The 23,075-nt window shown below is 55.1% G+C and carries 21 protein-coding genes and 2 tRNA genes; 10 read left to right on the top strand and 13 right to left on the bottom strand.

Features of this window, described 5'->3' with window-relative positions; translation table 11 throughout:
• Positions 1 to 17 precede the first annotated feature (17 nt).
• Positions 18 to 2,123, bottom strand: coding sequence for a carboxy terminal-processing peptidase (locus QEN58_RS13420; protein ID WP_280104131.1), 2,106 nt, complete (start codon positions 2,121 to 2,123; stop codon positions 18 to 20).
• 138 nt (positions 2,124 to 2,261) lie between these two features.
• Here QEN58_RS13420 and QEN58_RS13415 point away from each other — a divergent pair, with 138 nt between their 5' ends.
• Positions 2,262 to 3,581 carry a M18 family aminopeptidase gene (locus QEN58_RS13415; RefSeq protein ID WP_280104130.1) on the top strand — a complete coding sequence of 440 codons (1,320 nt, stop codon included), beginning with the start codon at positions 2,262 to 2,264 and terminating at the stop codon, positions 3,579 to 3,581.
• A 60-nt stretch (positions 3,582 to 3,641) separates the two neighbouring features.
• On the opposite strand, the gene QEN58_RS13410 is transcribed toward QEN58_RS13415, so the two are convergent.
• The 10 genes from QEN58_RS13410 to QEN58_RS13365 all read right to left on the bottom strand — a co-directional run bounded on the left by QEN58_RS13410 (position 3,642) and on the right by QEN58_RS13365 (position 12,588).
• A tRNA-Met gene (locus QEN58_RS13410) sits at positions 3,642 to 3,718 on the bottom strand.
• Positions 3,719 to 3,791: 73 nt separating this feature from the next.
• A complete protein-coding gene (mltF, locus tag QEN58_RS13405) occupies positions 3,792 to 5,171 on the bottom strand; it encodes a membrane-bound lytic murein transglycosylase MltF (RefSeq protein WP_280104129.1) in 1,380 nt (459 codons plus the stop codon).
• A 169-nt stretch (positions 5,172 to 5,340) separates the two neighbouring features.
• A complete protein-coding gene (ychF, locus tag QEN58_RS13400; RefSeq protein WP_007113453.1) occupies positions 5,341 to 6,432 on the bottom strand; it encodes a redox-regulated ATPase YchF in 1,092 nt (363 codons plus the stop codon).
• 104 nt (positions 6,433 to 6,536) lie between these two features.
• Positions 6,537 to 7,124, bottom strand: coding sequence for an aminoacyl-tRNA hydrolase (gene pth / locus QEN58_RS13395; protein WP_280104128.1), 588 nt, complete (start codon positions 7,122 to 7,124; stop codon positions 6,537 to 6,539).
• Between the two features lie 176 nt (positions 7,125 to 7,300).
• Entirely contained in the window at positions 7,301 to 7,945 is a 645-nt protein-coding gene (locus QEN58_RS13390; RefSeq protein ID WP_280104127.1) for a 50S ribosomal protein L25/general stress protein Ctc, read from the bottom strand.
• A 96-nt stretch (positions 7,946 to 8,041) separates the two neighbouring features.
• A complete protein-coding gene (locus QEN58_RS13385; protein WP_009287569.1) occupies positions 8,042 to 8,983 on the bottom strand; it encodes a ribose-phosphate pyrophosphokinase in 942 nt (313 codons plus the stop codon).
• 58 nt (positions 8,984 to 9,041) lie between these two features.
• Positions 9,042 to 9,116 (bottom strand) — tRNA-Gln (locus QEN58_RS13380).
• Positions 9,117 to 9,209: 93 nt separating this feature from the next.
• Complete coding sequence (gene ispE / locus QEN58_RS13375) at positions 9,210 to 10,064, bottom strand: 4-(cytidine 5'-diphospho)-2-C-methyl-D-erythritol kinase (protein ID WP_280104126.1); 855 nt, start codon at positions 10,062 to 10,064, stop codon at positions 9,210 to 9,212.
• Positions 10,065 to 10,078: 14 nt separating this feature from the next.
• Positions 10,079 to 10,726 (bottom strand): lipoprotein insertase outer membrane protein LolB, encoded by a 648-nt coding sequence (gene lolB, locus QEN58_RS13370; RefSeq protein WP_280104125.1) that lies wholly within the window; start codon positions 10,724 to 10,726, stop codon positions 10,079 to 10,081.
• 110 nt (positions 10,727 to 10,836) lie between these two features.
• The gene (locus QEN58_RS13365; protein WP_280104124.1) at positions 10,837 to 12,588 is read right to left on the bottom strand and encodes a tetratricopeptide repeat protein; all 1,752 of its coding nucleotides are present in this window, start codon (positions 12,586 to 12,588) and stop codon (positions 10,837 to 10,839) included.
• Between the two features lie 344 nt (positions 12,589 to 12,932).
• On the opposite strand from QEN58_RS13365, the gene hemA reads away from it, so the two are divergent.
• The 5 genes from hemA to QEN58_RS13340 are packed head-to-tail and all read left to right on the top strand — an operon-like array spanning position 12,933 to position 17,473.
• Complete coding sequence (hemA, locus tag QEN58_RS13360) at positions 12,933 to 14,246, top strand: glutamyl-tRNA reductase (protein WP_280104123.1); 1,314 nt, start codon at positions 12,933 to 12,935, stop codon at positions 14,244 to 14,246.
• A complete protein-coding gene (prfA, locus tag QEN58_RS13355) occupies positions 14,243 to 15,331 on the top strand; it encodes a peptide chain release factor 1 (protein WP_133730092.1) in 1,089 nt (362 codons plus the stop codon). The genes hemA and prfA overlap by 4 nt, the downstream gene beginning before the upstream one ends.
• On the top strand, positions 15,331 to 16,179 hold the full coding sequence (gene prmC / locus QEN58_RS13350) for a peptide chain release factor N(5)-glutamine methyltransferase (protein WP_280104122.1): 849 nt from the start codon (positions 15,331 to 15,333) through the stop codon (positions 16,177 to 16,179). The genes prfA and prmC overlap by 1 nt, the downstream gene beginning before the upstream one ends.
• Positions 16,180 to 16,212: 33 nt before the next feature.
• A complete protein-coding gene (locus QEN58_RS13345) occupies positions 16,213 to 16,713 on the top strand; it encodes an Lrp/AsnC ligand binding domain-containing protein (RefSeq protein WP_280104121.1) in 501 nt (166 codons plus the stop codon).
• Between the two features lie 4 nt (positions 16,714 to 16,717).
• The gene (locus QEN58_RS13340; RefSeq protein WP_280104120.1) at positions 16,718 to 17,473 is read left to right on the top strand and encodes a HesA/MoeB/ThiF family protein; all 756 of its coding nucleotides are present in this window, start codon (positions 16,718 to 16,720) and stop codon (positions 17,471 to 17,473) included.
• Positions 17,474 to 17,489: 16 nt separating this feature from the next.
• Here the strand turns inward: QEN58_RS13340 and QEN58_RS13335 are convergent, their stop codons facing one another.
• A complete protein-coding gene (locus QEN58_RS13335) occupies positions 17,490 to 18,056 on the bottom strand; it encodes a bactofilin family protein (RefSeq protein ID WP_280104119.1) in 567 nt (188 codons plus the stop codon).
• 194 nt (positions 18,057 to 18,250) lie between these two features.
• Between QEN58_RS13335 and QEN58_RS13330 the strand changes: the two genes are divergently transcribed.
• Together QEN58_RS13330 and QEN58_RS13325 are read left to right on the top strand one after the other, a co-directional pair.
• Entirely contained in the window at positions 18,251 to 18,823 is a 573-nt protein-coding gene (locus QEN58_RS13330) for a bactofilin family protein (RefSeq protein ID WP_280104118.1), read from the top strand.
• 126 nt (positions 18,824 to 18,949) lie between these two features.
• Complete coding sequence (locus tag QEN58_RS13325) at positions 18,950 to 20,641, top strand: methyl-accepting chemotaxis protein (protein WP_280104117.1); 1,692 nt, start codon at positions 18,950 to 18,952, stop codon at positions 20,639 to 20,641.
• A 78-nt stretch (positions 20,642 to 20,719) separates the two neighbouring features.
• Here QEN58_RS13325 and QEN58_RS13320 read toward each other — a convergent pair whose 3' ends face one another.
• A complete protein-coding gene (locus tag QEN58_RS13320) occupies positions 20,720 to 21,487 on the bottom strand; it encodes a class I SAM-dependent methyltransferase (protein ID WP_280104116.1) in 768 nt (255 codons plus the stop codon).
• Positions 21,488 to 21,719: 232 nt separating this feature from the next.
• Here QEN58_RS13320 and QEN58_RS13315 point away from each other — a divergent pair, with 232 nt between their 5' ends.
• Positions 21,720 to 22,211, top strand: coding sequence for a metallophosphoesterase family protein (locus tag QEN58_RS13315; protein WP_280104115.1), 492 nt, complete (start codon positions 21,720 to 21,722; stop codon positions 22,209 to 22,211).
• Between the two features lie 100 nt (positions 22,212 to 22,311).
• The gene (gene nfsA, locus QEN58_RS13310) at positions 22,312 to 23,043 is read left to right on the top strand and encodes an oxygen-insensitive NADPH nitroreductase (RefSeq protein WP_280104114.1); all 732 of its coding nucleotides are present in this window, start codon (positions 22,312 to 22,314) and stop codon (positions 23,041 to 23,043) included.
• The last annotated feature ends 32 nt before the right edge of the window (positions 23,044 to 23,075 follow it).

Raw genomic sequence — 23,075 nt, 5'->3', positions numbered from 1 at the left:
ATTTGGACTCAACGTTTTTAGCGCTTAGCAGCTAGCCGCTGTGAGTCTTGCAGGTGGGCGTAGTCGAGTAGGACTTCAGCCGATTCGAGCACATAGGCACGATCAACGGCCAGTGCTTCATCCTCTTCACTTTCGCTATTTTGCGAGTCCTCAGTCTCTTCCGTTACCCCCTCCGCGTCTGTCCGAGCGTCCATCCACTCATCCAGCTCATCAAGGCCTAGGGCCCGGCGGCGTTGGTTTTCCAGCGAGAGCTGCTCGGCTTCCTGGGCTTCCATTTCGCGCTTACGCTGCTCGCGATTTAAGCTTACGCTGGTGTGCTGCTCGCGTAACTGGCGAGCCAGCGCCGACTGGCGCTCTAAATAGCGGAAGTTGGCATTGTCCTGGGCGCGTATATCGTGCTGAGCAATGAGTTTGTCCAGCATGGTTTCTGGTTCGCCATAGCGGCGATACTGCACGTTCTGAACGGTATCCCAGGCCAGTGCATTATCCAGGCTGCTTTCGCCGATACGTTCGGGGTCAATCAGGCTGGGGAAGTCGATATCCGGCTCTACACCGCGGTTCTGGGTGCTATCGCCGGAAATGCGATAGAACTTGGCGCGGGTTAGCTTAATCTGTCCGTGGCTTAGCTCGTTAAGCGTCTGCACGGTGCCTTTGCCGAACGTCGGCGTGCCGAGCACTAAGCCGCGACCATAATCCTGAATCGCGCCGGCAAAGATCTCTGAGGCCGAGGCGGAGAGGCGGTTTACCAGTACCCCTAGCGGGCCGTCATAGAGTGTGCCAGCTTCGCTGTCTCCATAGAGCTGAATACGGCCCTGGGCATCACGCACTTGGACGGTGGGGCCACGGTCAATAAACAGGCCGATGAGGGAATTGGCTTCCTGCAGGGCGCCGCCGCCGTTGTTGCGTAGATCAAGCACGATGCCTTCCACGCCCTCGTCTTTAAGGCGTTCAACTTCTTTGGCGACATCACGCGTAGTGCTGCGATACTCCTCTTCACCGGCTTGCCAGGCATCAAAATCGACGTAGAACGTCGGCACGTTGATAACCCCCAGTTGGTGAAGCTCACCATCGCGCTCAACCTCAATGATTTCACTGCTGGCAGCTTGATCTTCAAGGCTGACGGTATCACGGGTGATCTGAACCGTTTGTGAGCGGGTCATATCGACCGCTTGTGCAGGCACCACATCAAGGCGAACGACAGAGCCTTTGGGGCCACGAATCAGATCCACTACGTTATCCAAGCGCATGCCGACCACATTGACCATCTCGCCTTCTTCCTGGCCGACGGCGATGATCCGGTCCGCGGGCTCCAGTACGCCTGCGCGTTCTGCCGGGCCGCCGGGTACTAAGCTTGAGACTTTAACGTACTCACCGTCTGACTGGAGCAAGGCACCAATGCCCTCAAGAGAGAGGCTCATCTGGATATCGAAGGACTCGCCCTGGCGGGGGGAGAGATAGCCAGTGTGCGGGTCGATGCTGCCGGTGACTGCCGCCATCAATACCCCAAACACGTCTTCAGGTTCGGTTTGCTCCAATCGCGTCAGTTGGCCTTCATAGCGCTGGCGCAGATTGGTTTCGATCTGTTCATTATCCTGGTCGGTCAGGGCGAGTGTTAAAGCATCGTTTTTAAGCCGCTTGTGCCATAGCTCGTCGAGTTCACTTTGCCGGAATGCCCAAGGCGCCTCTTCGCGGTCAATTTCTAGGCGCTCGTTGCTCTCAAAATCGAAATCAAGGCCTTCGTCCAGCTTTGCCAGTAGCGACTCAAGGCGCGACCGCTGTCGATCACTAAAAGTGTTATAGAGATCAAACGCATCATCTAGCTCGCCATTGAAGAGAGCGTCTGCCATGCCCGTCTCTAAGTGACGATAGGGCTCGATGTCACTGCGCAACAGGTAGGCTCGCTGGCCGTCCAGAATATCCAAATAGCGTTGGAAAGCATCCTGCGACCACGCTTCGTCAAAAGTAATATCGGCATAATGGCCGTAGCGGAGCGAGTCCGCTATTTCCACTGCCGCCTGGCGTTGTTCGTCGGTCGGCTCAAGTTGCGCCAAGGCGGCTGGGCTGGTAACAACCAGCATGACAGCCAGGGCGACTGAACGCGAAAGCGTTGCAAACAAGCTCATCAGTCAAGCTCTCCCGGATTTGTGTACACTCATTCTTCCCTAGACTCGCATATGACCCATGAGTTGCGTAGGTCGAGGGAGTATTGTAGCAGGTCGCCTGCGCGATGAGACTCAATCATTACTGTTATGAGGATTTCCATGTCCGAGACTTTCAACGCTGATCGTTTAACGCGGTTATGCGATTTTCTGCGCCAATCACCGACCCCGTGGCATGCGGCAGGCAATATGGCTTCGCGGTTGGAGCAAGCCGGTTTTCAGCGGCTGGAAGAGAAGGCCAATTGGCAGCTTACACCAGGCAAGCGCTACTACGTTACCCGTAATGACTCCGCGATTATTGCTTTTCAGTTGCCAGAAACTCAATTAACTGCGCTGCGTATGATCGGTGCCCACACCGATAGCCCGGGTCTGCATCTAAAGCCTAACGCCACGCAGTGCTCCGCAGGCTGGCTACAGTTAGGTGTGCAGGTTTATGGTGGTGTGTTGTTAGCGCCTTGGTTTGACCGTGACCTGGGGCTGGCAGGGCGAGTGCATGTACGCCATGCCGATGGTCGTCTGGAAAGCGTATTGCTCAATATCGCCCGACCTATTGCCATGGTGCCGAGCCTGGCGATTCACCTTGATCGTGATGTAAACAGTGGCCGCCCGATTAATCCGCAGACGCAAATGGCGCCAGTTTTAATGCAGAGCGAGTCGGCGACGCTAGGCGAGCTGGTGGCGCAGTGGTTAGAAGAGCAGCACGGCATGCGTGCTGTGGAAGTGGTTGATTTTGAATTAGGCTTTTACGATGTTCAGCCACCTTCGCTAGTCGGTGTTAAGCAAGAGCTAGTGGCGAGTGCTCGGTTGGATAATCTACTCTCGTGCTTCATCGGGTTAGAGGCACTCTTGGCTTGCGATGGCAGCCAAGGCGCTTTGTTGGTGGCTAACGATCACGAAGAAGTCGGCAGTGCCAGTGCCTGTGGTGCTCAAGGCCCGTTCTTGGCGGATGTGCTAAGGCGCATTAATGCCCAGGTTGGGGGAAGGGGGCGTGAAGAGGGCAGTGAAGAGTCGTTGATTCAACTGATTCAATCATCGCTGATGATCTCTTGCGATAACGCCCACGCGCTGCATCCTAACTTTCGCGACAAGCATGATGAGCGCCACGGTCCGGCGATTAACGGTGGCCCGGTCATTAAGGTGAATTCCAGCCAGCGCTACGCTACCAATAGTGTTACTGGTGCGCTGTTTCGCGATGTATGTCGCGAGGTGGACGTACCCGTGCAGTCGTTTGTGACCCGGGCTGATATGGGTTGTGGAAGCACGATTGGGCCGATTACCGCCACTGAGTTGGGCGTGCCCACCATTGATGTGGGTGTTCCCCAGTGGGCAATGCATTCAATTCGGGAGACTGCGGGTAGTAAAGATGTGGAGTATCTAACCCGCGCGCTGGTGGGATTCTTAAACCGTGCAAAGCTAAGCTGATTGCTCAGTTGCAGACAAACAAAAAGCCCGCTGACAGAGAGCGGGCTTTTTGTATTAATTTGGTGGCTACGCCCTGATTTGAACAGGGGACCCCATCATTATGAGTGATGTGCTCTAACCAGCTGAGCTACGTAGCCTTTCAACGGGGGCGAATATTACTCAGCAAGGCGCCGTTCGTCAAGCATTTGTTGTGCAAGGATATATGGGCTGTCAGTCAGCCTCAAGTGGTAACCACACGATTGCAGCACTTATCACATCCTGGTAGTTACGGATTCGCTGGACATAGTGCACGGGTTCATAACCCCGCGCATAGCCATAGCGGGTCTGCGGGTAATAGCGCTTATCAGCCTTGAGCGGCAGCACCTCTTTCATGTCTTCCCAGGAGTCTGGATTCTTGCCTAGTTCGCGAGCTAGCTGGCGGGCGTCTAGCACGTGACCACGACCAATGTTGTAACTTGCCAGGGCGAGGTAGGTGCGATCCGGTTCGGGAAGGGTGTCTGGCAGACGCTGATGACGGTCGGCGAGATATCGGGCACCGCCGCTTATCGCCGCTGCCGGGTTTAAGCGGTTATCGACGCCGACGGATTCAGCGGTGTTTTGGGTTAACATCATGATGCCGCGCACGCCGGTAGGGGAAACGGCCTTGGGGTCCCAGTGCGACTCTTGGTAGGCCAGGGCGGCGAGTAGGTCGGCGGGCATGCCTGTTTCGTCCTCAGCTTCCAGAAAGAGATCGAGGAAATTAGGCAGGCGCTCGTCAATGCGCCGGTTGAGCGCGCGCAGGTCGACAAAATCGAACTCACTGATATAGGCATAGTAGTGCTGCCTTACTCTGGCGATGTTTTCTTGTCCATCGCTGCTCTCCATCCATTGATCGGCTAGCCCAGCAAGTGCCTGATGATCTGGGGTTAGATACCAACCCAATCGATCACCGCTGGTGAGGTTTATAGCGATCTCCAAGTGCGGGAAATGGCGCCGCACTACCCGAACGATATTGGAGTCGGCCACGGTGCAGTCGATACGCTTTTCGGCCACTTCGGTCAACAGTATCTCTGTAGTGCGAGGGTCCTCCTTGAAGGTGATGCCGGTGTGCTGGTTGACTAAGCTCTGGAGCTTGTCCGCGTAGCTGGAATCCGCTGTGACGCGGATATCGATCCCCGCCATTTCCTCTACCTGGCGTGGTAGTGGGCGCATATCTCGGTGGCAGACCAGTTGTTCAACGATATCGGTATGGGTAGGGCCTCGGACAAAGTGCTCATCACGCGAGGGGAGTTGGGTCAAACCAGCGGCGGCAAGCTGAATCTCACCGTCTTTCAGGGCTTGAAGCACCTCAGACGTAGATTTCAGCAGCGTCCACTCAACCTGCCAATCGTTGGCGGCGGCGAACGATTCGACCAGATCGTGCTCCGGCCCGGCGGGTATCCCATCACGATCAAGGTAGTAGGTGGTAGCGCTGTTTCGGGTGGCTACCTTAAGTATCCCGCCTGGCTCGGGCGGTTCGAGTTGTGTGATTGGCGACTCGCTTCCTTCGCAGCCCAGTAGTATGAGCAGCGGAAAGATCGCGATTAACAGGCTGGGGCGAAAGAAAGGCATGTCTTAAACGTAGCAGGCTTTTGCGCTGCCAGGAAGGCAGCGCTTAAACGCTTGGCACGCCAATTAGCTACCAAGCGCTGGTTAGCAAGGCGTATGACGTCTAAAACCTGGGGTTTGAAATGCGTATGGCTGCCCCTATAAAGAGGGCAGCCAGTTGGTAAGCGTCTAGTTACACATTAAAGCGGAAGTGCACCACATCGCCATCTTTGACAATGTACTCTTTACCTTCTAAGCGCCACTTACCGGCATCTTTAGCACCTTGCTCGCCGCCTAACGAGACAAAATCGTCATAAGCGACTACTTCGGCACGGATAAAGCCTTTTTGGAAATCGGTGTGAATCACGCCAGCGGCTTCTGGGGCTGTGGCCCCCTCTTTCACTGTCCAGGCGCGAACTTCTTTAACACCGGCAGTGAAGTAGGTTTGCAGTCCCAGCAGTGAGTAGCCTGCACGAATGACGCGATCAAGGCCTGGCTCATCCATGCCCATCTCGCTTAAGAACATCGAGCGCTCTTCGTCATCCAGCTCGGCAATTTCGGCTTCAAGCTGGTTGCACACGGGCACCACTAGCGCGCCTTCCTCCGCGGCTATTTCATTAACAATATCCAGATAGGGATTGTTCTCGAAACCGTCTTCATTGACGTTAGCGATGTACATGGTCGGCTTCAGGGTCAAAAAACCGAAGCTTTTTACCTGGCGCTGCTCTTCTTCGCTTAAGCCAAAGCTGCGAAGCGGCAAGCCTTCCGCAACGTGGGGTTGAATACGATCAAGAATCGCCTTGGTGGCAATGGCGTCTTTATCACCGCCTTTCACCGAGCGAACCAAGCGCTGGCTGGCTTTTTCGACAGTATCCAGGTCGGCCAGCGCTAACTCTAGGTTGATCGTTTCGATATCGGCGCGGGGATCGACCTGGTTGGCTACGTGGATAACGTTGTCGTTATCGAAGCAGCGCACCACATGGGCAATTGCCTGGGTTTCACGAATATTGGCCAGGAATTTATTGCCCAAGCCCTCGCCTTTGGAGGCCCCGGCGACCAGACCAGCAATGTCGACGAACTCCATGGTGGTCGGCAGTACTTTTTGCGGCTTGACGATCTCGGCGAGCTTATCAAGACGTGGGTCCGGCATCGGCACGATACCCACGTTCGGCTCAATGGTGCAGAAGGGGAAGTTTTCTGCATCGATGCCTGACTTGGTCAGTGCATTGAATAGTGTGGACTTGCCGACGTTAGGCAGGCCGACGATGCCGCAATTGAAACCCATAAAATGTTCCTGAGAATAAGGTGGTAGGGCGTAAAAGTAATCGCCATTCTACGAGATGCGCTAGCCGTCAGCCACAGGCGACACTAGCCAGTTTTCGACTAAGACTATTCTGACTTAAGGCTGTGTAACTGGTTCATGGCTTTGACCCAGTCACCTGCGAGCGCTAGCGGAAGTGTGGCGATGCACTCATTCAGGGCGCGAACAATGGCTTCGTGTTCGGCCTTGCCGGGGCGCCCTAGTACATAATTAGTAACCTGACGAGCCTCACCGGGGTGGCCAATGCCAATCCGTACTCGGTGAAACTGCTTCTGACCGCCTAATGCACTGATAATATCGCGCAGGCCGTTGTGACCACCGTGCCCACCGCCAGTTTTGTAGCGTGCCTGGCCCGGGGGAAGGTCGAGTTCGTCGTGGGCGACCAGTAGGTTTTCAGGGGCAAGTTTGAAGAACTGGCTTAGTGCTGCCACCGCGGCGCCACTTCGATTCATGAAGGTGGCGGGGTTGAGTAGGTGCAGCTCATGGTCGCCTAGGCGGACCTTGGCGTAGTGGCCGAAAAATTTCTTTTCTGGACGCAGCTCTGCATGGGCGCTCTGCGCAATAGCGTCTACCAGCCAGAAACCGGCATTATGGCGCGTGGCGTCATACTCCGCTCCGGGGTTTCCTAATCCAATAATGGCTGTAACCTGGCTCATCTTCCCACCTCACACAAAATATCCAGAAGACTAAAACTATCCAGAAGGCATGGTCGATACTGCGCCAGCGACGGCCCTAAAAAAAATCAAGCGCCGGGGCGCTTGATTCTAACATCATGTCAGCATCACAAGGGCCATGCAGGCATGGCCCCAAGAGGATGCTTAACGAGGGATACTTACTCGGCGCTGGTGTCTTCTTCGCCTTCGCTTTCACCTTCTTCATCATCTTCGTCAACACGCACTTTTACTTTAGTGACGCTAAGTACTGCATTGTCGTGCTCTTCGCCGTGGGACAGGTCAACAGAGGTGACGCCAGCCGGAAGGGTAAGGTCAGACAGGTGCAGCGTGGTGCCAAGTTCAACATCAGCGATGTCGACTTCAAGGTAGTCAGGCAGGTCTTTCGGCAAGCAGCTGATCGCAATTTCGTTGGCCAGTACGTGCAGTTCACCGCCTTGATCTTTGATACCGACACACTGTTCTTCGCCAGTCACGTGCAGCGGCACGTTCATGGTGATTTCGTGAGTCGCATCAACGCGCAGGAAGTCGGCGTGAGTCAGCAGCGGCTTAAAGGGGTGACGCTGCAGGTCACGAACAACCACTTGCTCTTCTTTGCCTTCGATCATCAGCTTGATGACCGAGGAGAAGAAGGACTCGTCTTCAATCGCTTTGTAGAAAGCGGTTTTTTCGACAGAGATAGACTGCGCGCCTTTCTCGCCACCGTATACAACGGCCGGCACTTGCTGGTTCGCACGACGCAGGCGGCGGCTCGCACCTTTCCCCAGGTCGTTACGAACGCTGGCTTTCAGGATAAAATCAGACATGGAATTGCCTCTTAGTTTAAGTAAGGAAGACGCCGACGACCGCGACCAGACGACGACGTTTCCGTGGCCCCAAAAGGGGGCTGTATCGTCAGCGGATTAGTGGAACATCGCGCTGACAGATTCTTCGTTGCTGACCCGGCGAATCGCTTCCGCGATCAGGCCAGCAACGCTCAACTGGCGAATTTTGCCGCTACGACGGGCAACGTCAGATAGCGGGATGGTGTCGGTCACCACCACTTCATCCAGTACGGAGTTGGTAATATTATCGACCGCTGGGCCGGACAAAATCGGGTGGGTCGCATAGGCCACCACGCGCTTGGCGCCGTGATCTTTTAGCGCTTCACCGGCTTTACACAGCGTGCCAGCGGTATCAATCATGTCGTCGACGACGACACAGGTACGGCCTTCAATCTCGCCGATGATGTGCATCACCTGGGCTTGGTTAGCCTGGGGGCGACGTTTATCGATAATGGCGAGATCGGCATTCAGCTGTTTGGCGATAGCGCGGGCGCGAACAACGCCGCCTACATCAGGAGAAACCACGACCAGGTCGCTGTAATTCTGGCGCTCGATATCATCCAGCAGAATGGGTGAGCCGTAGACGTTATCGACCGGAACATCAAAGAAGCCCTGGATCTGGTCAGCGTGTAGATCCATGGTCATCACGCGGTCAACGCCTGCTTTAACCATCATGTCCGCCACTACCTTGGCGGAAATCGGCACCCGGGCGGAGCGCACGCGGCGATCCTGGCGGGCATAGCCAAAGTAGGGCAGTACCGCGGTAATGCGAGTTGCCGAGGCGCGACGCAGTGCGTCGACCATCAGGATCAACTCCATCAAATTGTCATTCGTCGGTGCACAGGTGGATTGCAGGATGAAAACATCCTTACCTCGCACGTTCTCATTGATCTCGACTGCAATTTCACCGTCGCTGAATTGACCCACCGTAGCGTTGCCCATACGGCTGTCTAAGCTCTCGGCAATTTTTTGAGCGAGTGCGGGATTAGCATTCCCGGCGAAAACCATCAATTTTGACACGCGCAGCCACCTTTGCAGTGTTGGGAATCAGGGGTAAAAACGCAGGCCATTGTTGGGTTGGCTGGGGTACCAGGATTCGAACCTGGGAATGCCGCTACCAAAAAGCGGTGCCTTACCACTTGGCGATACCCCAGCAATAACCTAACGCGCTGACCGGGCGCTTTTAACTGCCCAGAGCGGGACTGTAAATAGCCCAGAGCGGGACTATAAACTGCCCAGAGCGGGATTATAAACAGCCCAGAGCATCATGTAGGGGAGAGGTGTTGAGCCCGCGTGCTACCCACGTCGACCAACGTTGCCCCGCTAATTGCGCGATGGCCTGTGCCGATTGCTGCGTGTCGAAAGCAGCAAACAGACAAGCCCCCGTGCCGGTCAACCGACTAGGTGCGTGCTGTGCAAGCCAGTGGAGGGCTTCCGCAATGGGCGGATAGCGTTCCTTTACTACGGCTTCACAGTCATTGCGCCACTCTGGCGCTCCCCCCTGCAGTGCGCGCGCCATAGTAATGGGGCGGCTGTCACGTGTCAATTGCGGGTCTTGGAAGACGCCCTGGGTAGACACGCTAATACCGGGGTGAATAATCACGAACCAAGGGGTGTCAAGCGTCACTGGGGTAAGCCGTTCGCCAACGCCTTCGCCCCAGGCGCTATGGCCATGTACGAACACCGGCACATCGGCCCCAAGCTGAAGCCCCAGGCGTGCTAGTTCGACTAGCGGTAGATTGAGCTGCCAGAGGTGGTTCAGGCCGACTAAAACGGTGGCCGCGTTGGAGCTACCACCCCCTAAACCGCCGCCCATCGGTAGTTGCTTGTCGATCGTAAGCGTGGCGCCAAGCGCAGAGCCGCTATGCCGTTGCAATAACCGTGCAGCGCGAACCACCAAGTTGTTATCGTGGCTAACGCCGCTAACCTCACTGGTTAAGTGAATCTCCCCGTCATCACGGGGGGTTAGCGTAAGGTGGTCGCACAAGTCGATAAACTGAAATAGCGTTTGCAGTGCGTGGTAGCCGTCTTCACGACGGCCCACTATATGCAGCATGCGGTTAAGCTTGGCCGGGGCGGGAAGAGTTAACGGCGCGTTCATTTAAACGTTTACCCTTACTCTTCGCTGGCTTGCCACTGGTTGACGACCAGCGTAATTCGTACATCGTCGTAGTTCATGATTAGCCTGCGCGGCAGCCACATACCTTCAAACTGCTCCCAGTCGCGGTAGTCGATTTCCCAGCCGTCTTGTGCCAAGTGGCTCGGGAAGCCGAGCTCATCGGTTTCCAACTGATAGCTGTCATTTCCGCCGGGTAGGCCACGCACCCAGTCTGGCATGGCGCTAACAGGCAGTGACCAGCCTAGCTGCTCTTCCATTAAGGCTTCCGGCGTTTCTGCTTCAAAGCGACCATCACTATTGGAGAGCGAAAAGCGGCCTTCACGGCCTTCAAGTACATTACGCCCGCCACCAAACGGTCCGCTGATCAGCATGCGGAAATAGTAGGGGGTTTGATTCCAGTCCAGGTTGGCGCTGACGTTCTCTTCTGGGGTGCGCAATCCCGCTTTGCCGACCAGTGTCCAGGAATCGAAAGCCTCTACATCGGCCTGCTGGCGTTCCCACTGCCCAGCCTGGCGGCCACTCTCGTCCATTGGAGCCTGGGAGGCACACCCGGCGAGCAAGAGTAGCGCGAGACCGGCAAGCCAGAGCCGCGAAGAGTGGCGTGTTAATGGCCAGCGGGGCGAGGGGGACGTCAGTGTCAACATAAACAGGCTCCATGTCAGATGATTGCGGCGCAAGGGTAACATGTTGAGTGCGCTTAAAAGGATAGTTCGCAGGGTTAGGGTGTCTCTGGTGGCGTTAGTTCATGACTTATTTAAGGGCTTAGCTCAGGATAACGCTCAAGCAGTCCGTCGATCAGTTGGTGTTGGTTCGTCCGCTGCATGATTTGCTGGATCAACTGGCGCGCTTCTTCATCACGCCCCAGTGCTTTTAGCACTTCGGCCAGGTGCGCAGCGACCTCCTGGTCAGGTAACTGCATATAGGCACTTTCAAGCCAAGGCAGCGCTTCTTCAGGTTTGCCAAGCCGGAAGTAGACCCAGCCCATGCTATCGAGCACGGCAGGATTGTCAGGGTCGGCCTCGTAGGCGCGCTCAATAAGCTCAAACGCCTCTTGCAAACGCCCTGGCAAGTTAAGGTCGGCTAGCGTGTAGCCGAGTGCATTGAGGGCTTCTGAATTGTCTGGGTCGGTGCGCAAAATCTGGCGTAAATCCTGCTCCATACCCGCAATGTTGCCCGCTTCCCAGCGGCGCATGGCACGCATATAAAGCAGCGATGCATCGTCGGGTGTACGGCTTATTTCGCGGTCTAGTAGCGCATTAGCATCCTCAGGCTGATTCATTTCGTCCAGCAATTGGACCTCGAGCATCACCAATTCGGTGAAATAATTGTCAAAGCGCATCCGCTCAATGCGTAGGAAGGCGCGAGCATCCAGCAGGCGATCCTCCTCAATCAGCATTTGCGCCGCCGCAGCGCGAGCGGGCAAAAATTCACTGCCTTCGCTGACTTGGCGATAATAAAGCAGCGCATTGTCAGTATCGCCTTGCGCTTGCGTGATGGCGCCAAGTAAGTAATAGGCTAAATTCGGCACGTTAGGTTGGCCAATCAGCGGCTGCAGCAAGCGTTGCGCGGGTTCGGGGTGGCCTTCTTCAAGATAGAGCTGGGCTAGCGATAAGCGTAGATCCTCATTGCCACCGTGGCTTTCCAGTAGGGCATTGGTTTGCACTTCTGCAGCGCTGATATTGTTAAGACGAATTTCCGCCTGGGCCAGCAACAGAATAAATCGCACATCGTCAGGCGCGAGCTCGAGACCCTGCTGGGCCGAGCGCTGGGCGGTTGGGTAATCCTCAATCTCCAGCGCCAAGCGCGCTTTCACCAGCCATAACGCAGCGGATTCGGGGTCGAGTAGCTCGACTTGATCAAGCCGCCGCTGGGCAAGAGCGGTGTCGCCAAGGGCAGCCTCGATTAAGGCCGTGCCCAGCAGTACATCGCTGTGATGGGGCAACTGGTCAGCGTTTGGGCGGGCTAAATGCTCACGCAACTGCTGGGCAATCAACGTCAGCGGCGCCTCTTCAGCCACCGCAACCTCTGCATAGGCGGTGACATCGCCGTGGCCGCCTGCCTCAACAATATCAAGACGCTGTTCGAGGCTGTCGAGCCAATCGCCGCGCTGCAGTGAAAAAGCCGCCAATAGGCGATTAGGTGCTTCTGCCTGGGGGGCAAGCTCTCGCCAGCGAAGCGCAGAAGCCTCTATTAGTGAGGCCTCATTGCCAAAGCGGGCCGCGAAGGTGGCACGCTCGGCAAGTGCTGGCTCCCGATAGCGCTTAGCCGCTTCCAGGTAGCCCTGGCTTGCGTAGCGATAGTCGCCACGCTGGCCAGCAAGCTCTGCGCCGAGCAGCGTGCTTAGCCCTGCGGCATCCAGCCCTCGAGTGATGGGCGGCGCATTGCGCATGGGATCTTCGGCCCAGGTGCCGAGGGGGCCATCTTGTGGGCCAGGCGTGGATTGGCAGCCGCTCAGCAGCAGAGCAGCAGAGGCGGCCACGGGTAGTAATATCGAATGCCGTAACATAAAGCTCACTAATGAGAAGCCTGAACAGGTAGGGCCCATTAATACAGTGCCCGATAATGAAAAGCGAGGTCGCATGCGTCTCTCGATCAAGTGGCCGAATGTCCAGCATAGCGGCTTGCCTGCCTGCGGCAAAGTGGTGTGGGCCAGATGATAGCCTGCTGTGATAGAATGTTCCTCCTTGAAAAAGTGGTCAGCAAACTTTATGCCTACTAATGACAGGTTTTTGTAGGCAGCGCTCGAACCACGCTAAAGACTTGTTTTAGCAAGCCCTAATTGACGGTGCGGCCGCTTATCATAACGGCGGTTGACAAAAAGTCCGACACACTAGCGAAGACGCATAACGCATGACGCTTCTTGCCCTGGGAATAAATCATCGTACCGCCAGCGTGGCCGTGCGTGAGCAGGTGGCTTTCACGCCGACGCAGCTTGATGCCGCGTTGGCTGAATTGCGTAACCTGCCACAAATCAGTGAAGCGGCGGTGCTCTCTACCTGCAACCGCACGGAGCTTTACTGTGTCACGGATGCGGCGGGCGAGCAGGCGGTACTCAATTGGCTCGGACGCTTTCATAACTTACGCGTCGACGAGCTGACGCGCTGTGCCTACCACTATTTAGACAACGATGCGGCGCGCCATTTAATGCGCGTAGCGGTTGGCCTGGACTCTATGGTGCTGGGTGAGCCGCAGATTCTGGGCCAACTGAAGGACGCCTATCAGCAGGCACGCCAATCCAAGGGCTTGGGTGGCGAGCTTGAACGCTTGTTCCAGCACACCTTCGCGGTGGCTAAGCAGGTGCGCACCGAAACCGGCATCGGCAAAAACCCCGTTTCAGTAGCCTACGCCGCCGTCAGCATGGCCAGCCGTATTTTTGATGATTTTAGCCGTTCACGCGCGCTGCTAATCGGCGCCGGTGAAACCATCGAATTAGTTGCGCGCCATTTGCACGAAGCGGGCGTTCGCCAGCTTACCGTCGCCAACCGCACCCGTGAACGTGCTGAACTGGTGGCAGGCCCCTTAGGGGGGACGGCGATTACCCTGCAAGAGATTCCTGACGCGCTTGAAAACGCTGATATTGTGATCTCTTCCACCGCTTCCCCGCTACCCATCCTTGGTAAAGGTATGGTCGAGCGTGCACTCAAAAAGCGCCGCCATCGGCCAGTCTTTATGGTCGATATTGCGGTGCCTCGAGATATTGAACCTGAAGTGGGCGAATTAGCGGATGTGTTCCTCTACACCGTGGACGATTTGGAAGAAGTTATCCAGGAAAATCGTCGTCACCGCCAGGTTGCCGCTGATCAAGCCGAGTCGTTGATTGAACACGGCGTGGGGAGTTGGCAGCACGAGCGGCGTATTCGTAACGGCGGTGAGTTGATACGCGACTACCGCCAACATGGCGAAGCGCTGCGCGATCTCTCACGCGACCAAGCGTTAGAGAGGCTGGCGCGGGGTGAAGACCCCGCTAAAGTCATTGAGCGTTTGGCCCATCAGTTGACCAACCGTTTGCTCCACCAGCCCACACAGGCCATACGCGATGCGGCTTCTGAAGAGCACCATGACTTGCTGAATGCCGCCCCGCGCCTGCTGCTGCCCGCAAAACCCGCATTTGAGACCACGCCTGCGCCCACGGTTAACCGCCAGAAGGATGATACGCCCGCATGAAAGAGACTCTGCGCCAACGCTTAGACAGCTTTACCGAACGCTTTGAAGAGCTGGCGATGCTGCTGTCGGATCCCGACGTGATCAATAACCAGCAGCGCTTTCGCGACTACTCACGTGAATATGCCGAGTTAGAAGAGCTAGTGGCGGCCTGGCAGCGCTATCGTGATATTGAAACCAATATGCACGAAGCCGAGCAGCTTAGCCGCGATAGCGACGCTGACATGCGCGAGCTGGCAGAGATGGAGTTAAGCGAAGGGCGGGAACGGTTAGCCGAGCTGGATCTCGAGCTGAAGCGCTTGCTGGTGCCTAAAGATCCCGATGACGGCCGTGGGGTGTTTCTGGAAGTGCGCGCCGGTACCGGCGGCGACGAAGCGGCCATTTTTGCCGGCGACCTGTTTCGCATGTACTCCCGCTATGCCGAAAAACGCGGTTGGCGGGTAGAGGTGGTGAGCGCCAGTCACGGCGAGCAGGGCGGCTACAAAGAGATCATTTCCCGTGTCAAAGGGGATGGTGTTTACGCCCAACTAAAATTTGAATCCGGCGCCCACCGTGTGCAGCGCGTCCCCGCAACCGAATCCCAGGGCCGCATTCACACCTCTGCTTGCACCGTCGCAGTGATGCCTGAAGTCGATGACGTTGGCGATATCGATATTAACCCTTCGGATCTGCGCGTGGACACTTACCGCTCCAGCGGTGCCGGCGGTCAGCACGTTAACACCACGGACTCTGCGATCCGCATTACGCACCTGCCCACCGGCGTGGTGGTGGAGTGTCAGGAAGAGCGCAGCCAGCATAAAAACCGTGCTAAAGCGATGTCGCTGCTGGCCGCGAAGTTGAAGCGTAACGCCGTCGATAGCCAGCGTCAGACTCAAGCGGATGCACGCCGTTCGCTAGTGGGCTCGGGGGACCGCAGTGAGCGTATCCGCACCTATAATTTCCCCCAGGGGCGGATTACCGACCATCGCATTAATTTGACGCTTTATAAACTCAATGAAGTGGTCAGCGGCGAGCAGTTGGATGACGTGATTAGCCCGCTGATTCACGAGTATCAAGCGGAACAGCTCTCAGCCCTTCAGGACGTCTAATGACCCTTGATGCGCTGTTGAAACAAGCTGCCCAGCGCTTGCAGGCGGTGGGTTCCAGCTCGCCGCGTATCGACGCTGAAGTGCTGTTATGCCACGTACTCGGGCGTGATCGCACCTGGCTCTACACCTGGGGCGATAAAATCTGCCCCTTATGGGAGCACGCCCGTTTCGATGCGCTTATCGCTGCACGTGTACAGGGCGCACCGGTCGCCTACCTTACCGGCGAACGCGAATTTTGGGGGCTGCGCTTAGCCACCTCACCCGATACGTTGATACCCCGGCCCGATACTGAAACCCTGGTTGAGCTTGCGCTTGGCCGAGCGACGCTGCCCTCAGGCCGCTTGCTCGATCTTGGCACAGGGACTGGCGCCATTGCCCTGGCATTTGCCAGCGAGCAACCCCTTTGGCAAGTACTGGGCGTGGATCTGCGCTTGGAGGCAGTGGCGTTGGCAACCCGTAACGCGCAAGCGTTAGGGATCGCTAACGCCGCGTTTTTACAGAGCGATTGGTTTGCCGCTTTGGAAAACTATGCGGAAGCGGGTATGCATTTCGATATTATTGTTAGTAACCCTCCTTATATCTCCGCCGATGATCCTCATTTGACCGAAGGTGATGTGCGTTTTGAGCCACGCTCAGCGCTTGTTGCTGACGCTTGCGGCATGGCCGATTTACTGCATTTGGTAAACTCTGCACAGCGTTATCTAGCGGCGTCTGGTTGGTTGCTGCTTGAGCACGGCTTTAAACAGGCCGAAATGGTGCGTGAGGCACTTAATTGCGCTGGTTATCAAAACGTTGAAAGTGTTCGTGACCTGGGGGGGCATGAAAGGGTTACCCTAGGGCACCTTTAATAACTGCCTGATTCATCAGTATTGGATCCTGCCATGAAACCAAAAAATAGAACGCTGGACCGTATCGACCTTAAAATCCTGTGCTGCTTGCAGGAAAATGCGCGTATTTCTTACGTCGATTTAGCCTCGGAAGTGGGCTTGTCCACAACCCCTTGCCTTGAACGCGTTAAGCGCTTAGAGAAAGCGGGTATTATTCGTGGTTACCAAGCCATCCTTGATCCGCGGGCTTTGAAAGCCAATTTATTAGTCTTTGTCGAGATCAGCTTAGAAACGCAGTCTCCAGCGGTCTTTGATGAGTTTCGCCGTGCCGTCGAGAAGCTACCGCAGATTCAGGAGTGCCACCTCGTCTCGGGACAGTTCGACTACATCCTGAAGTGCCGCATTCCTGAAATGGCGGCTTACCGTCAACTATTGGGCGATGTGGTGTTAACGCTACCGGGTGTGAAAGAATCGAAAAGTTACGTGGTGATGGAAGAGGTGAAAGAAAGCTTCAATTTACACGTCCCCGCCTTCGAGGAATTTGAGGATAAGTAAGCCGATGATGGATGACCAGTCGCTGCTGCGCTATAGCCGCCAGATTATGCTGCCCGAGGTGGATATCGAGGGCCAAGAGCGCCTCCAATCTGCCCATGCGGTGATTATTGGTGCTGGCGGCTTGGGCTCTCCGGTAGCGCTCTATTTAGCTGCCGCGGGGGTAGGGCGCATCACGATTGCCGATGCCGATCTCGTCGAGCTTTCCAATCTCCAACGTCAAATTGCCCACCAGCACGCCAGTATTGGTTTAAATAAGGCGCACTCTGCCCAGGCCAGCATGCAGGCACTCAACCCGCACTGCCACGTGATTGCATTAGATGAGCATTTGGCTGGGGAACCGCTCGAACGCTTAGTCGCTTCGGCGGATGTGGTGCTCGACTGTACCGATCGTTTTTCAAGCCGCTATGCGGTAAATGCCGCCTCACAAAATGCCGGGGTGCCGCTGGTGTCGGGAGCGGCCATTCGCTTTTCAGGTCAACTGGCGGTATTTGATCCCCGCGACGTAACTTGCCCCTGTTACGCCTGCCTCTATCCGCCCGATGACAGCGGCGACGAAGCACTAAGCTGCGCAGAAAGTGGCGTCATGGCGCCACTGGTGGGCTTAATCGGCTGCTTTCAGGCGGTAGAAGCCTTTAAGCTGCTTAGTGGCGCAGGTTCTGCCCATCAGGGGCTCTCCACCTTTGATGGCTTAAGCGGCCAATGGCGGCATTTTCAAGTACCTCGCGATCCCGCTTGCCCTGTATGTGCTCATAGCCGCTGATGCTATTGGCTGCGCCTTAATCGTTAGCTTTTGCTTCTGTGGTGTTGTGTTCTGAGGCGTTCGCACTCGTGGTTGAGCGCTTCTCGTCGGTTGCTTTTGGTGTGGTTTTAGTCATGCTGCCGCTGGCATCGGCAAAGGCGTTTTTTAGTACTTCGTTGTCAGGATCCATATCGATACTGCCATGGAATACGCTGCCATCTTCCAGTACCAGGCAGGGGGCGACAATAGTGCCTGAGACCTGGGCGCCCTTATGAATCGTTGCGCGGTGGTGTGCCACCAAGTTGCCGGTTACCTCGCCTGATATATGCAGTGTGTGAGCAAATACATCGCCGTTGATATAGCCATTGGCACCTAAGGTAACGGTGTGCTGTTTGCAGGTGATAATGCCGCTTACGCGTCCCTCTACCGTCAAATCCTCATCGCTATTAATGTCCCCCTCCACTTGTGTATGCCCTCCGATAACGGAGAGGCTTGGCCGCGCACTGGTGGTTGGCGTGCCTGTCTTGGTAGATGAACGTGTATCAGGGGGTATTAACGTCGCGGACTTATTGTCAGGTGGGGAATTCTTGGCTTTGTTAAACATAGGGTGACTCCTGGTGAATGAAGACAAAGCGCCTTTGAGGTGCATTAAAGAGCATCAAATACCTTAATCGGCTTGTTAGCGTCTTAAAGCCTGGAGTTAAGCCAAGTGAAGGGGCTTATTCACGCCGCCGTAATATAGCAGAACGAGTATAACGTTAGCTGGGGTAACCACATCTAAAGCGACAGGGCAGCAGCATGGGTATTCAAGTATGGTTTATTGTGCTGGGCGTTGGGGCAATGACGCTGATCGTATGGGACGGCAAGCGTCGTAGGTTAAAACAGCGCGCTTTAAGCGCGGCGGGTATATCGCACAACGCACATGCAGCGGGCTCCGCTCCCATCCCAGACTTACCCTTTGAAGCGATGTTGCCACCTGAAGCGGATACCCCCACCGCGACGCTTCCCGTCAATATTGAGTGCATATCTGGTGGCAGCCGGATTGGGTCAGCCACCCATATTTTAGGCAAAGTGATCGCCGATGAACCTGTGCTCATTAAGGGTCGCTTGGAGGGGACACTCATTGCGCCCAATCATCCTGTCTCTGTGACTGCTTCTGGCCACGTGGCGTCATACATTGAGGGGAGTTGTGTCGATATTGACGGGTACATGGTCGGTACGCTTAAAGCCAACACTAAGGCCACGCTGCTATCGCGGGCACGCTTACAGGGGGTAGTCGAGGCTCCTCGCTTAGAGTGTAAGGCGGGGGCTTGGCTCCAGATAGACGTTGCGCAGGCGGCCAGCCGGCAAAGCGTAGCCATGGTATCTTAACGACGGTGGATGATCGTTAATCACACTCCATGTTAGACCAGCGCTCAGATTCGTACTGTGGCGTTTCAGTTTTTTAGTTTGGCCGATATCTTATTGAATCAATTAAAATATTAAGGAATTAACAGAATGAAGCACCTCTCTATTAAATGGAGTCTGACTGCTGCGTTAGCCCTACTGGTGCTTATGATAGGCTTGATCAGTGGCCTCGGGTTTTATTCCAATCATAATAGCTCGCAGGCGCTTGAAGAACTGGCTGCCACCAACGTACGGCTCGTTAATTTAGCCAACCGTACACAGGTGCACGCACTTAGAGCGCAAACTTTTTTAGACCGTTCGGCAAGTTTCAGTACCCAGGGTAACCCAGAAAAAGGGCAGGAAAGCCTTGTTATGGCCACAGAGGCGGTAGCAGAGGCAGAGGAGCGTTTTAATGAGTTTCGTGCTGTGCCAATCAATCCTGACGGCTCGCTGGCTCCCCACCGTGATGCGATTATCAGCGCATACGATGCTTTTGTGACAGAAGGCATTTCTCCTCTACTCGAAGCCGCGCCTTTTCAAATTCAGCGCAGACAAGAAGAATTGGGGGCATTAAGCGCCGAATTGGACCTAGCTATGAGTGGTTTTATTGCTTATACCGAGGAGCGTGGCGCTAGCGTCCTTCAACAACTCAATCGCTTGGCGACTATTATTGGTGCCATTGCTATTACCCTTTTAGTGATTTCACTCGTGGCAGTGGTGGTGATTCGGTGGGCAATGATGCGTAGCGTTGTCAGGCCCCTTCGCCGCGCTAGTGAGCACTTTGCGCGCATAGCTGATGGCGATCTGACAGGCAAGATTGAGGATCGTGGCCGCAACGAAATTGGTCAGTTGTTCAGTGGCCTGTCAGCCATGCAGGAGAAGCTAAAACAACTGGTTATGGCGTTGAGAGGGAGTAGCGAGCGCGTTTTCAGCGGCGCGGGAGATATCTCTGCAGGAAGCCAGGATCTCTCTTCACGAACCGAGCAGCAGGCCTCTGCGCTTCAGCAAACCGCTTCCAGCATGGAAGAAATGTCGACCACGGTAAGTAAAAATGCTGAAACAGCCCAAGAGGCGGATCAGCTTTCGGTCGAGGCGTCGCAGTCGGCGGAGTCAGGTGGTAAAGAGGTTGAACGCACGGTGCAACTCATGCGAGAGATTGCGGCCAGTGCGAGCCAGATAAACGATATTATAGGTGTGATCGATTCCATTGCTTTCCAAACTAATATCTTAGCCCTCAATGCATCAGTGGAGGCCGCGCGTGCAGGCGAGCAAGGCCGTGGCTTTGCCGTTGTGGCCAGCGAGGTTCGGTCATTAGCGACGCGCAGTGCTGATTCTGCCAAAGAAATTCGTAGCCTAATTGAGCAGACCACCACGAAAATTAACGGTGGTGCTGAGCAAGCGGAGCGCAGTGGGCAGACAATTCACCAAACGGTGGATGCGATTCGTCAAGTCACTACCCTGATGGGTGAAATTTCGACCGCCACTCGGGAGCAAAACAGTGGCATTGAGCAGATTAATGCTGCGCTTACCGAAATGGATTCGGTCACTCAGCAGAATGCTGCACTAGTGCAACAAACCAGCTCGGCTGCTAGCTCGCTAGAGGAGCAGGCCCGGGAACTGGCCGACTTGATGGCTACCTTCCGTATTGATGAGAGCGCAGGCAATGCAGTTTCATTGACGCATAAGGGCGCTACCCGGCAGCAGCAAGATCAGCAACAAATCGGCAGCCGTATTGAGCCAGCGCCACGCCAGCAGGCAACGCCAAGCAAACAAGCGGTCGTCGATGAATGGGATGAGTTCTAGGCCTTGATTTGGCCAAAGCTGCGGATGATAAATGCATTTATCATCCGCGGCTTTTTTGTCACTAAAAAGCGGCTATCGCTATGCTCTGGCGGAAACGCGCAGACGCACGTAATCTGCCGTCCAGTTTCCTTGATTATCGCGTAGGCTGTGGCTCAGCAGCGTCAAGGTGTTCTCAAGCACCGCATCGTGCACATCCTCATCAAGCCCATGTAAGAAAGGGCTGGCAAACGTCTCAAGCCATCCAATCATTCCAGTGGGCAGTTGAGTAGGGCGTGGGATCAGCTCAATGGTTTCAACTTTGAAACCGACTGTTGTCAGCAAATGACCGTACTCATGAGTCGTTGGGAAGTACCAGGGGTGGCGGCCGCGGGCGCTAATCCCCCGGAACTGAAGGGCGGCAATCAGTGCCGTGCAAATAGCGGCAACATTGCCATGGCCACCGAACTCGACCACAAACCGTCCCCCCGGCTTCAATGCACGCTTAACGCCTGCGAGTACCGCCTGGGGGTCAAGCATCCAGTGCAGCGCCGCATTGCTAAATACCGCGTCAAACTCATGGTCGAAAGGCAGTTGGTGCCCATCAACGACGCGAGCAGTCACACCGCGTTGGCGGGCGGCGTTGACCATCTCTTCTGAAGCATCTACGCCGAGAACATTAGCGCCAAGTTGCATAAGGCGCTCTGTCAACGAGCCATCGCCGCAGCCAAGATCCAAAATACGTTCACCGGGTTGCGGTGCTAACAGCTTGACCACTTCACTGCCTAGTTTAGGTACAAAATTAGCATTTTGGGCATAGTTGCTGGCATTCCACTCTTGCCCGGGTGCATTTTGAGGGGTATTGGTCATATCGGCTTCCTGGCGTCGTTATTATTCCATCAAGTGTCAGTTATCAGCATATAGCTTTAACAGTATAGCTTGCCGGTGGCTAACTTATTACCTAGACAATAAAAATCTAATAAATGACGTGGCATCGCTATCTATTTGATAGTTTAGATATCGGCCGTGATGAGCAATATTTAATAGCGTTCTAACATAAAAAGCTAAAATGACATTATTTATTCGTGGGGAGAGGTTGTTAATGAGCCCATCTATACCGTGCTGCAGGGTTAATTCTCCCGTCGGTGTTATTGCCGATACCCATGGGTTGCTGCGTGACGAAGCACTTTGCCTGCTAGAGGGGTGCGAGCTTATCCTGCACCTGGGGGATGTGGGCAGTAAAGAAGCGGATAAAGCGATTTTAGAACGCTTGGAGACACTGGCGAAGGTGATTTGTGTAAAGGGCAATATCGATACGGCGGCCTGGGCAGCGCGTTTGCCAATACATCAGGACATCATCGTGAACGAAAAACATCTGCACCTTGTTCACCGATTAGAGGATTTCGACCCGAAAACTTCTTGTGATGTACTTCTGCATGGTCACTCCCATAAACCCCGCAATGAACACCAGGAGGGAAAGTTGCTTTTCAATCCAGGTGCGGCGGGAAAGCGTCGATTCAAACTGCCGATTACACTCGGTAAATTATGGGTAGATCAACGCGGTGTGCGCGGCGCGGTGATGCATTTGCTGTAGCCAGTTTTAAAGCCATCAACCAACCCTGTCATATTGTACAAATCTGTTACCCTGTTACTTAGTTGATTCAGATAAGCGTTATACAGATAAGCGAGGTTCCATGAACGACGTTATTAAGTTACTGAAATCCCACCGTTCGATTCGTAAATTTAGTGATCGACCGATTCCAAAGGAATTGCTGCTGGAGCTTATCCAGGCGGGGCAGGGGGCAGCGACATCCAGTCATGTTCAGGCGTATACCGTTATCCACGTGAAAAATCAGGCAAATCGTGAACAGATAGCAGAATTGGCTGGTGGGCAAGGCTATATTGCCTCAAGTGCCGACTTTTTAGTTTTCTGCGCGGATATGAAGCGCCCGACGGAGGCTTCAGAGCGCACCGGCGCGAACGTTGTGCGGGGAATGACCGAGCAACTGCTGGTGGCGACAGTGGATACGGCGCTGATGGCGCAAAACGTGGCGGTAGCGGCTGAGTCCGAAGGGTTGGGGATCTGCTATATCGGCGGTATTCGCAATAATCCCCAAGCGATTAGCGATCTACTGCGTTTACCCAAGCACGTTTACCCAGTGTTTGGTATGTGTCTCGGCTACCCAGACCAAGAGCCGGAAGTGAAGCCACGCTTACCCGTAGAGGCAGTTCTTAAAGAAGACTACTACACTGAAGACGTTGACCAGGTAGAGGCCTTTGACACGACCATGCAGGCTTACTATCAGGCTCGCAGCAGCAGTAATAAAGATACCGATTGGTCCCGCAACCTTAAGCCGTTGTTCGATAATAAGTTGCGCCCTCACATGCGTGACTTTTTGGTCCAGCGCGGTTTTGAAATGAAATAGTCTTGAAATGAGATAGTTTTGAAATGAAATCG

The sequence above is a fragment of the Halomonas alkaliantarctica genome, assembly GCF_029854215.1.
In the GTDB taxonomy this organism is placed as follows: Bacteria; Pseudomonadota; Gammaproteobacteria; order Pseudomonadales; family Halomonadaceae; genus Vreelandella; species Vreelandella alkaliantarctica_A.
The sequence above is the reverse complement of the archived record's forward strand: the minus strand, read 5'-3'. Positions and strand labels throughout refer to the sequence as shown.

What these genes read in the sequence shown, in the direction of transcription:
- QEN58_RS13315 (WP_280104115.1), top strand. Translation starts at nt 21,720, where the DNA reads ATGAGCCCATCTATACCGTGCTGCAGGGTTAATTCTCCCGTCGGTGTT.
- QEN58_RS13415 (WP_280104130.1), top strand. Translation starts at nt 2,262, where the DNA reads ATGTCCGAGACTTTCAACGCTGATCGTTTAACGCGGTTATGCGATTTT.
- QEN58_RS13345 (WP_280104121.1), top strand. Translation starts at nt 16,213, where the DNA reads ATGAAACCAAAAAATAGAACGCTGGACCGTATCGACCTTAAAATCCTG.
- hemA (WP_280104123.1), top strand. Translation starts at nt 12,933, where the DNA reads ATGACGCTTCTTGCCCTGGGAATAAATCATCGTACCGCCAGCGTGGCC.
- lolB (WP_280104125.1), bottom strand. Translation starts at nt 10,726, where the DNA reads ATGTTGACACTGACGTCCCCCTCGCCCCGCTGGCCATTAACACGCCAC.
- prfA (WP_133730092.1), top strand. Translation starts at nt 14,243, where the DNA reads ATGAAAGAGACTCTGCGCCAACGCTTAGACAGCTTTACCGAACGCTTT.
- ispE (WP_280104126.1), bottom strand. Translation starts at nt 10,064, where the DNA reads ATGAACGCGCCGTTAACTCTTCCCGCCCCGGCCAAGCTTAACCGCATG.
- mltF (WP_280104129.1), bottom strand. Translation starts at nt 5,171, where the DNA reads ATGCCTTTCTTTCGCCCCAGCCTGTTAATCGCGATCTTTCCGCTGCTC.
- QEN58_RS13340 (WP_280104120.1), top strand. Translation starts at nt 16,718, where the DNA reads ATGATGGATGACCAGTCGCTGCTGCGCTATAGCCGCCAGATTATGCTG.
- QEN58_RS13325 (WP_280104117.1), top strand. Translation starts at nt 18,950, where the DNA reads ATGAAGCACCTCTCTATTAAATGGAGTCTGACTGCTGCGTTAGCCCTA.
- QEN58_RS13420 (WP_280104131.1), bottom strand. Translation starts at nt 2,123, where the DNA reads ATGAGCTTGTTTGCAACGCTTTCGCGTTCAGTCGCCCTGGCTGTCATG.
- ychF (WP_007113453.1), bottom strand. Translation starts at nt 6,432, where the DNA reads ATGGGTTTCAATTGCGGCATCGTCGGCCTGCCTAACGTCGGCAAGTCC.
- QEN58_RS13320 (WP_280104116.1), bottom strand. Translation starts at nt 21,487, where the DNA reads ATGACCAATACCCCTCAAAATGCACCCGGGCAAGAGTGGAATGCCAGC.
- nfsA (WP_280104114.1), top strand. Translation starts at nt 22,312, where the DNA reads ATGAACGACGTTATTAAGTTACTGAAATCCCACCGTTCGATTCGTAAA.
- QEN58_RS13390 (WP_280104127.1), bottom strand. Translation starts at nt 7,945, where the DNA reads ATGTCTGATTTTATCCTGAAAGCCAGCGTTCGTAACGACCTGGGGAAA.
- prmC (WP_280104122.1), top strand. Translation starts at nt 15,331, where the DNA reads ATGACCCTTGATGCGCTGTTGAAACAAGCTGCCCAGCGCTTGCAGGCG.
- QEN58_RS13365 (WP_280104124.1), bottom strand. Translation starts at nt 12,588, where the DNA reads ATGTTACGGCATTCGATATTACTACCCGTGGCCGCCTCTGCTGCTCTG.
- QEN58_RS13330 (WP_280104118.1), top strand. Translation starts at nt 18,251, where the DNA reads ATGGGTATTCAAGTATGGTTTATTGTGCTGGGCGTTGGGGCAATGACG.
- QEN58_RS13335 (WP_280104119.1), bottom strand. Translation starts at nt 18,056, where the DNA reads ATGTTTAACAAAGCCAAGAATTCCCCACCTGACAATAAGTCCGCGACG.
- pth (WP_280104128.1), bottom strand. Translation starts at nt 7,124, where the DNA reads ATGAGCCAGGTTACAGCCATTATTGGATTAGGAAACCCCGGAGCGGAG.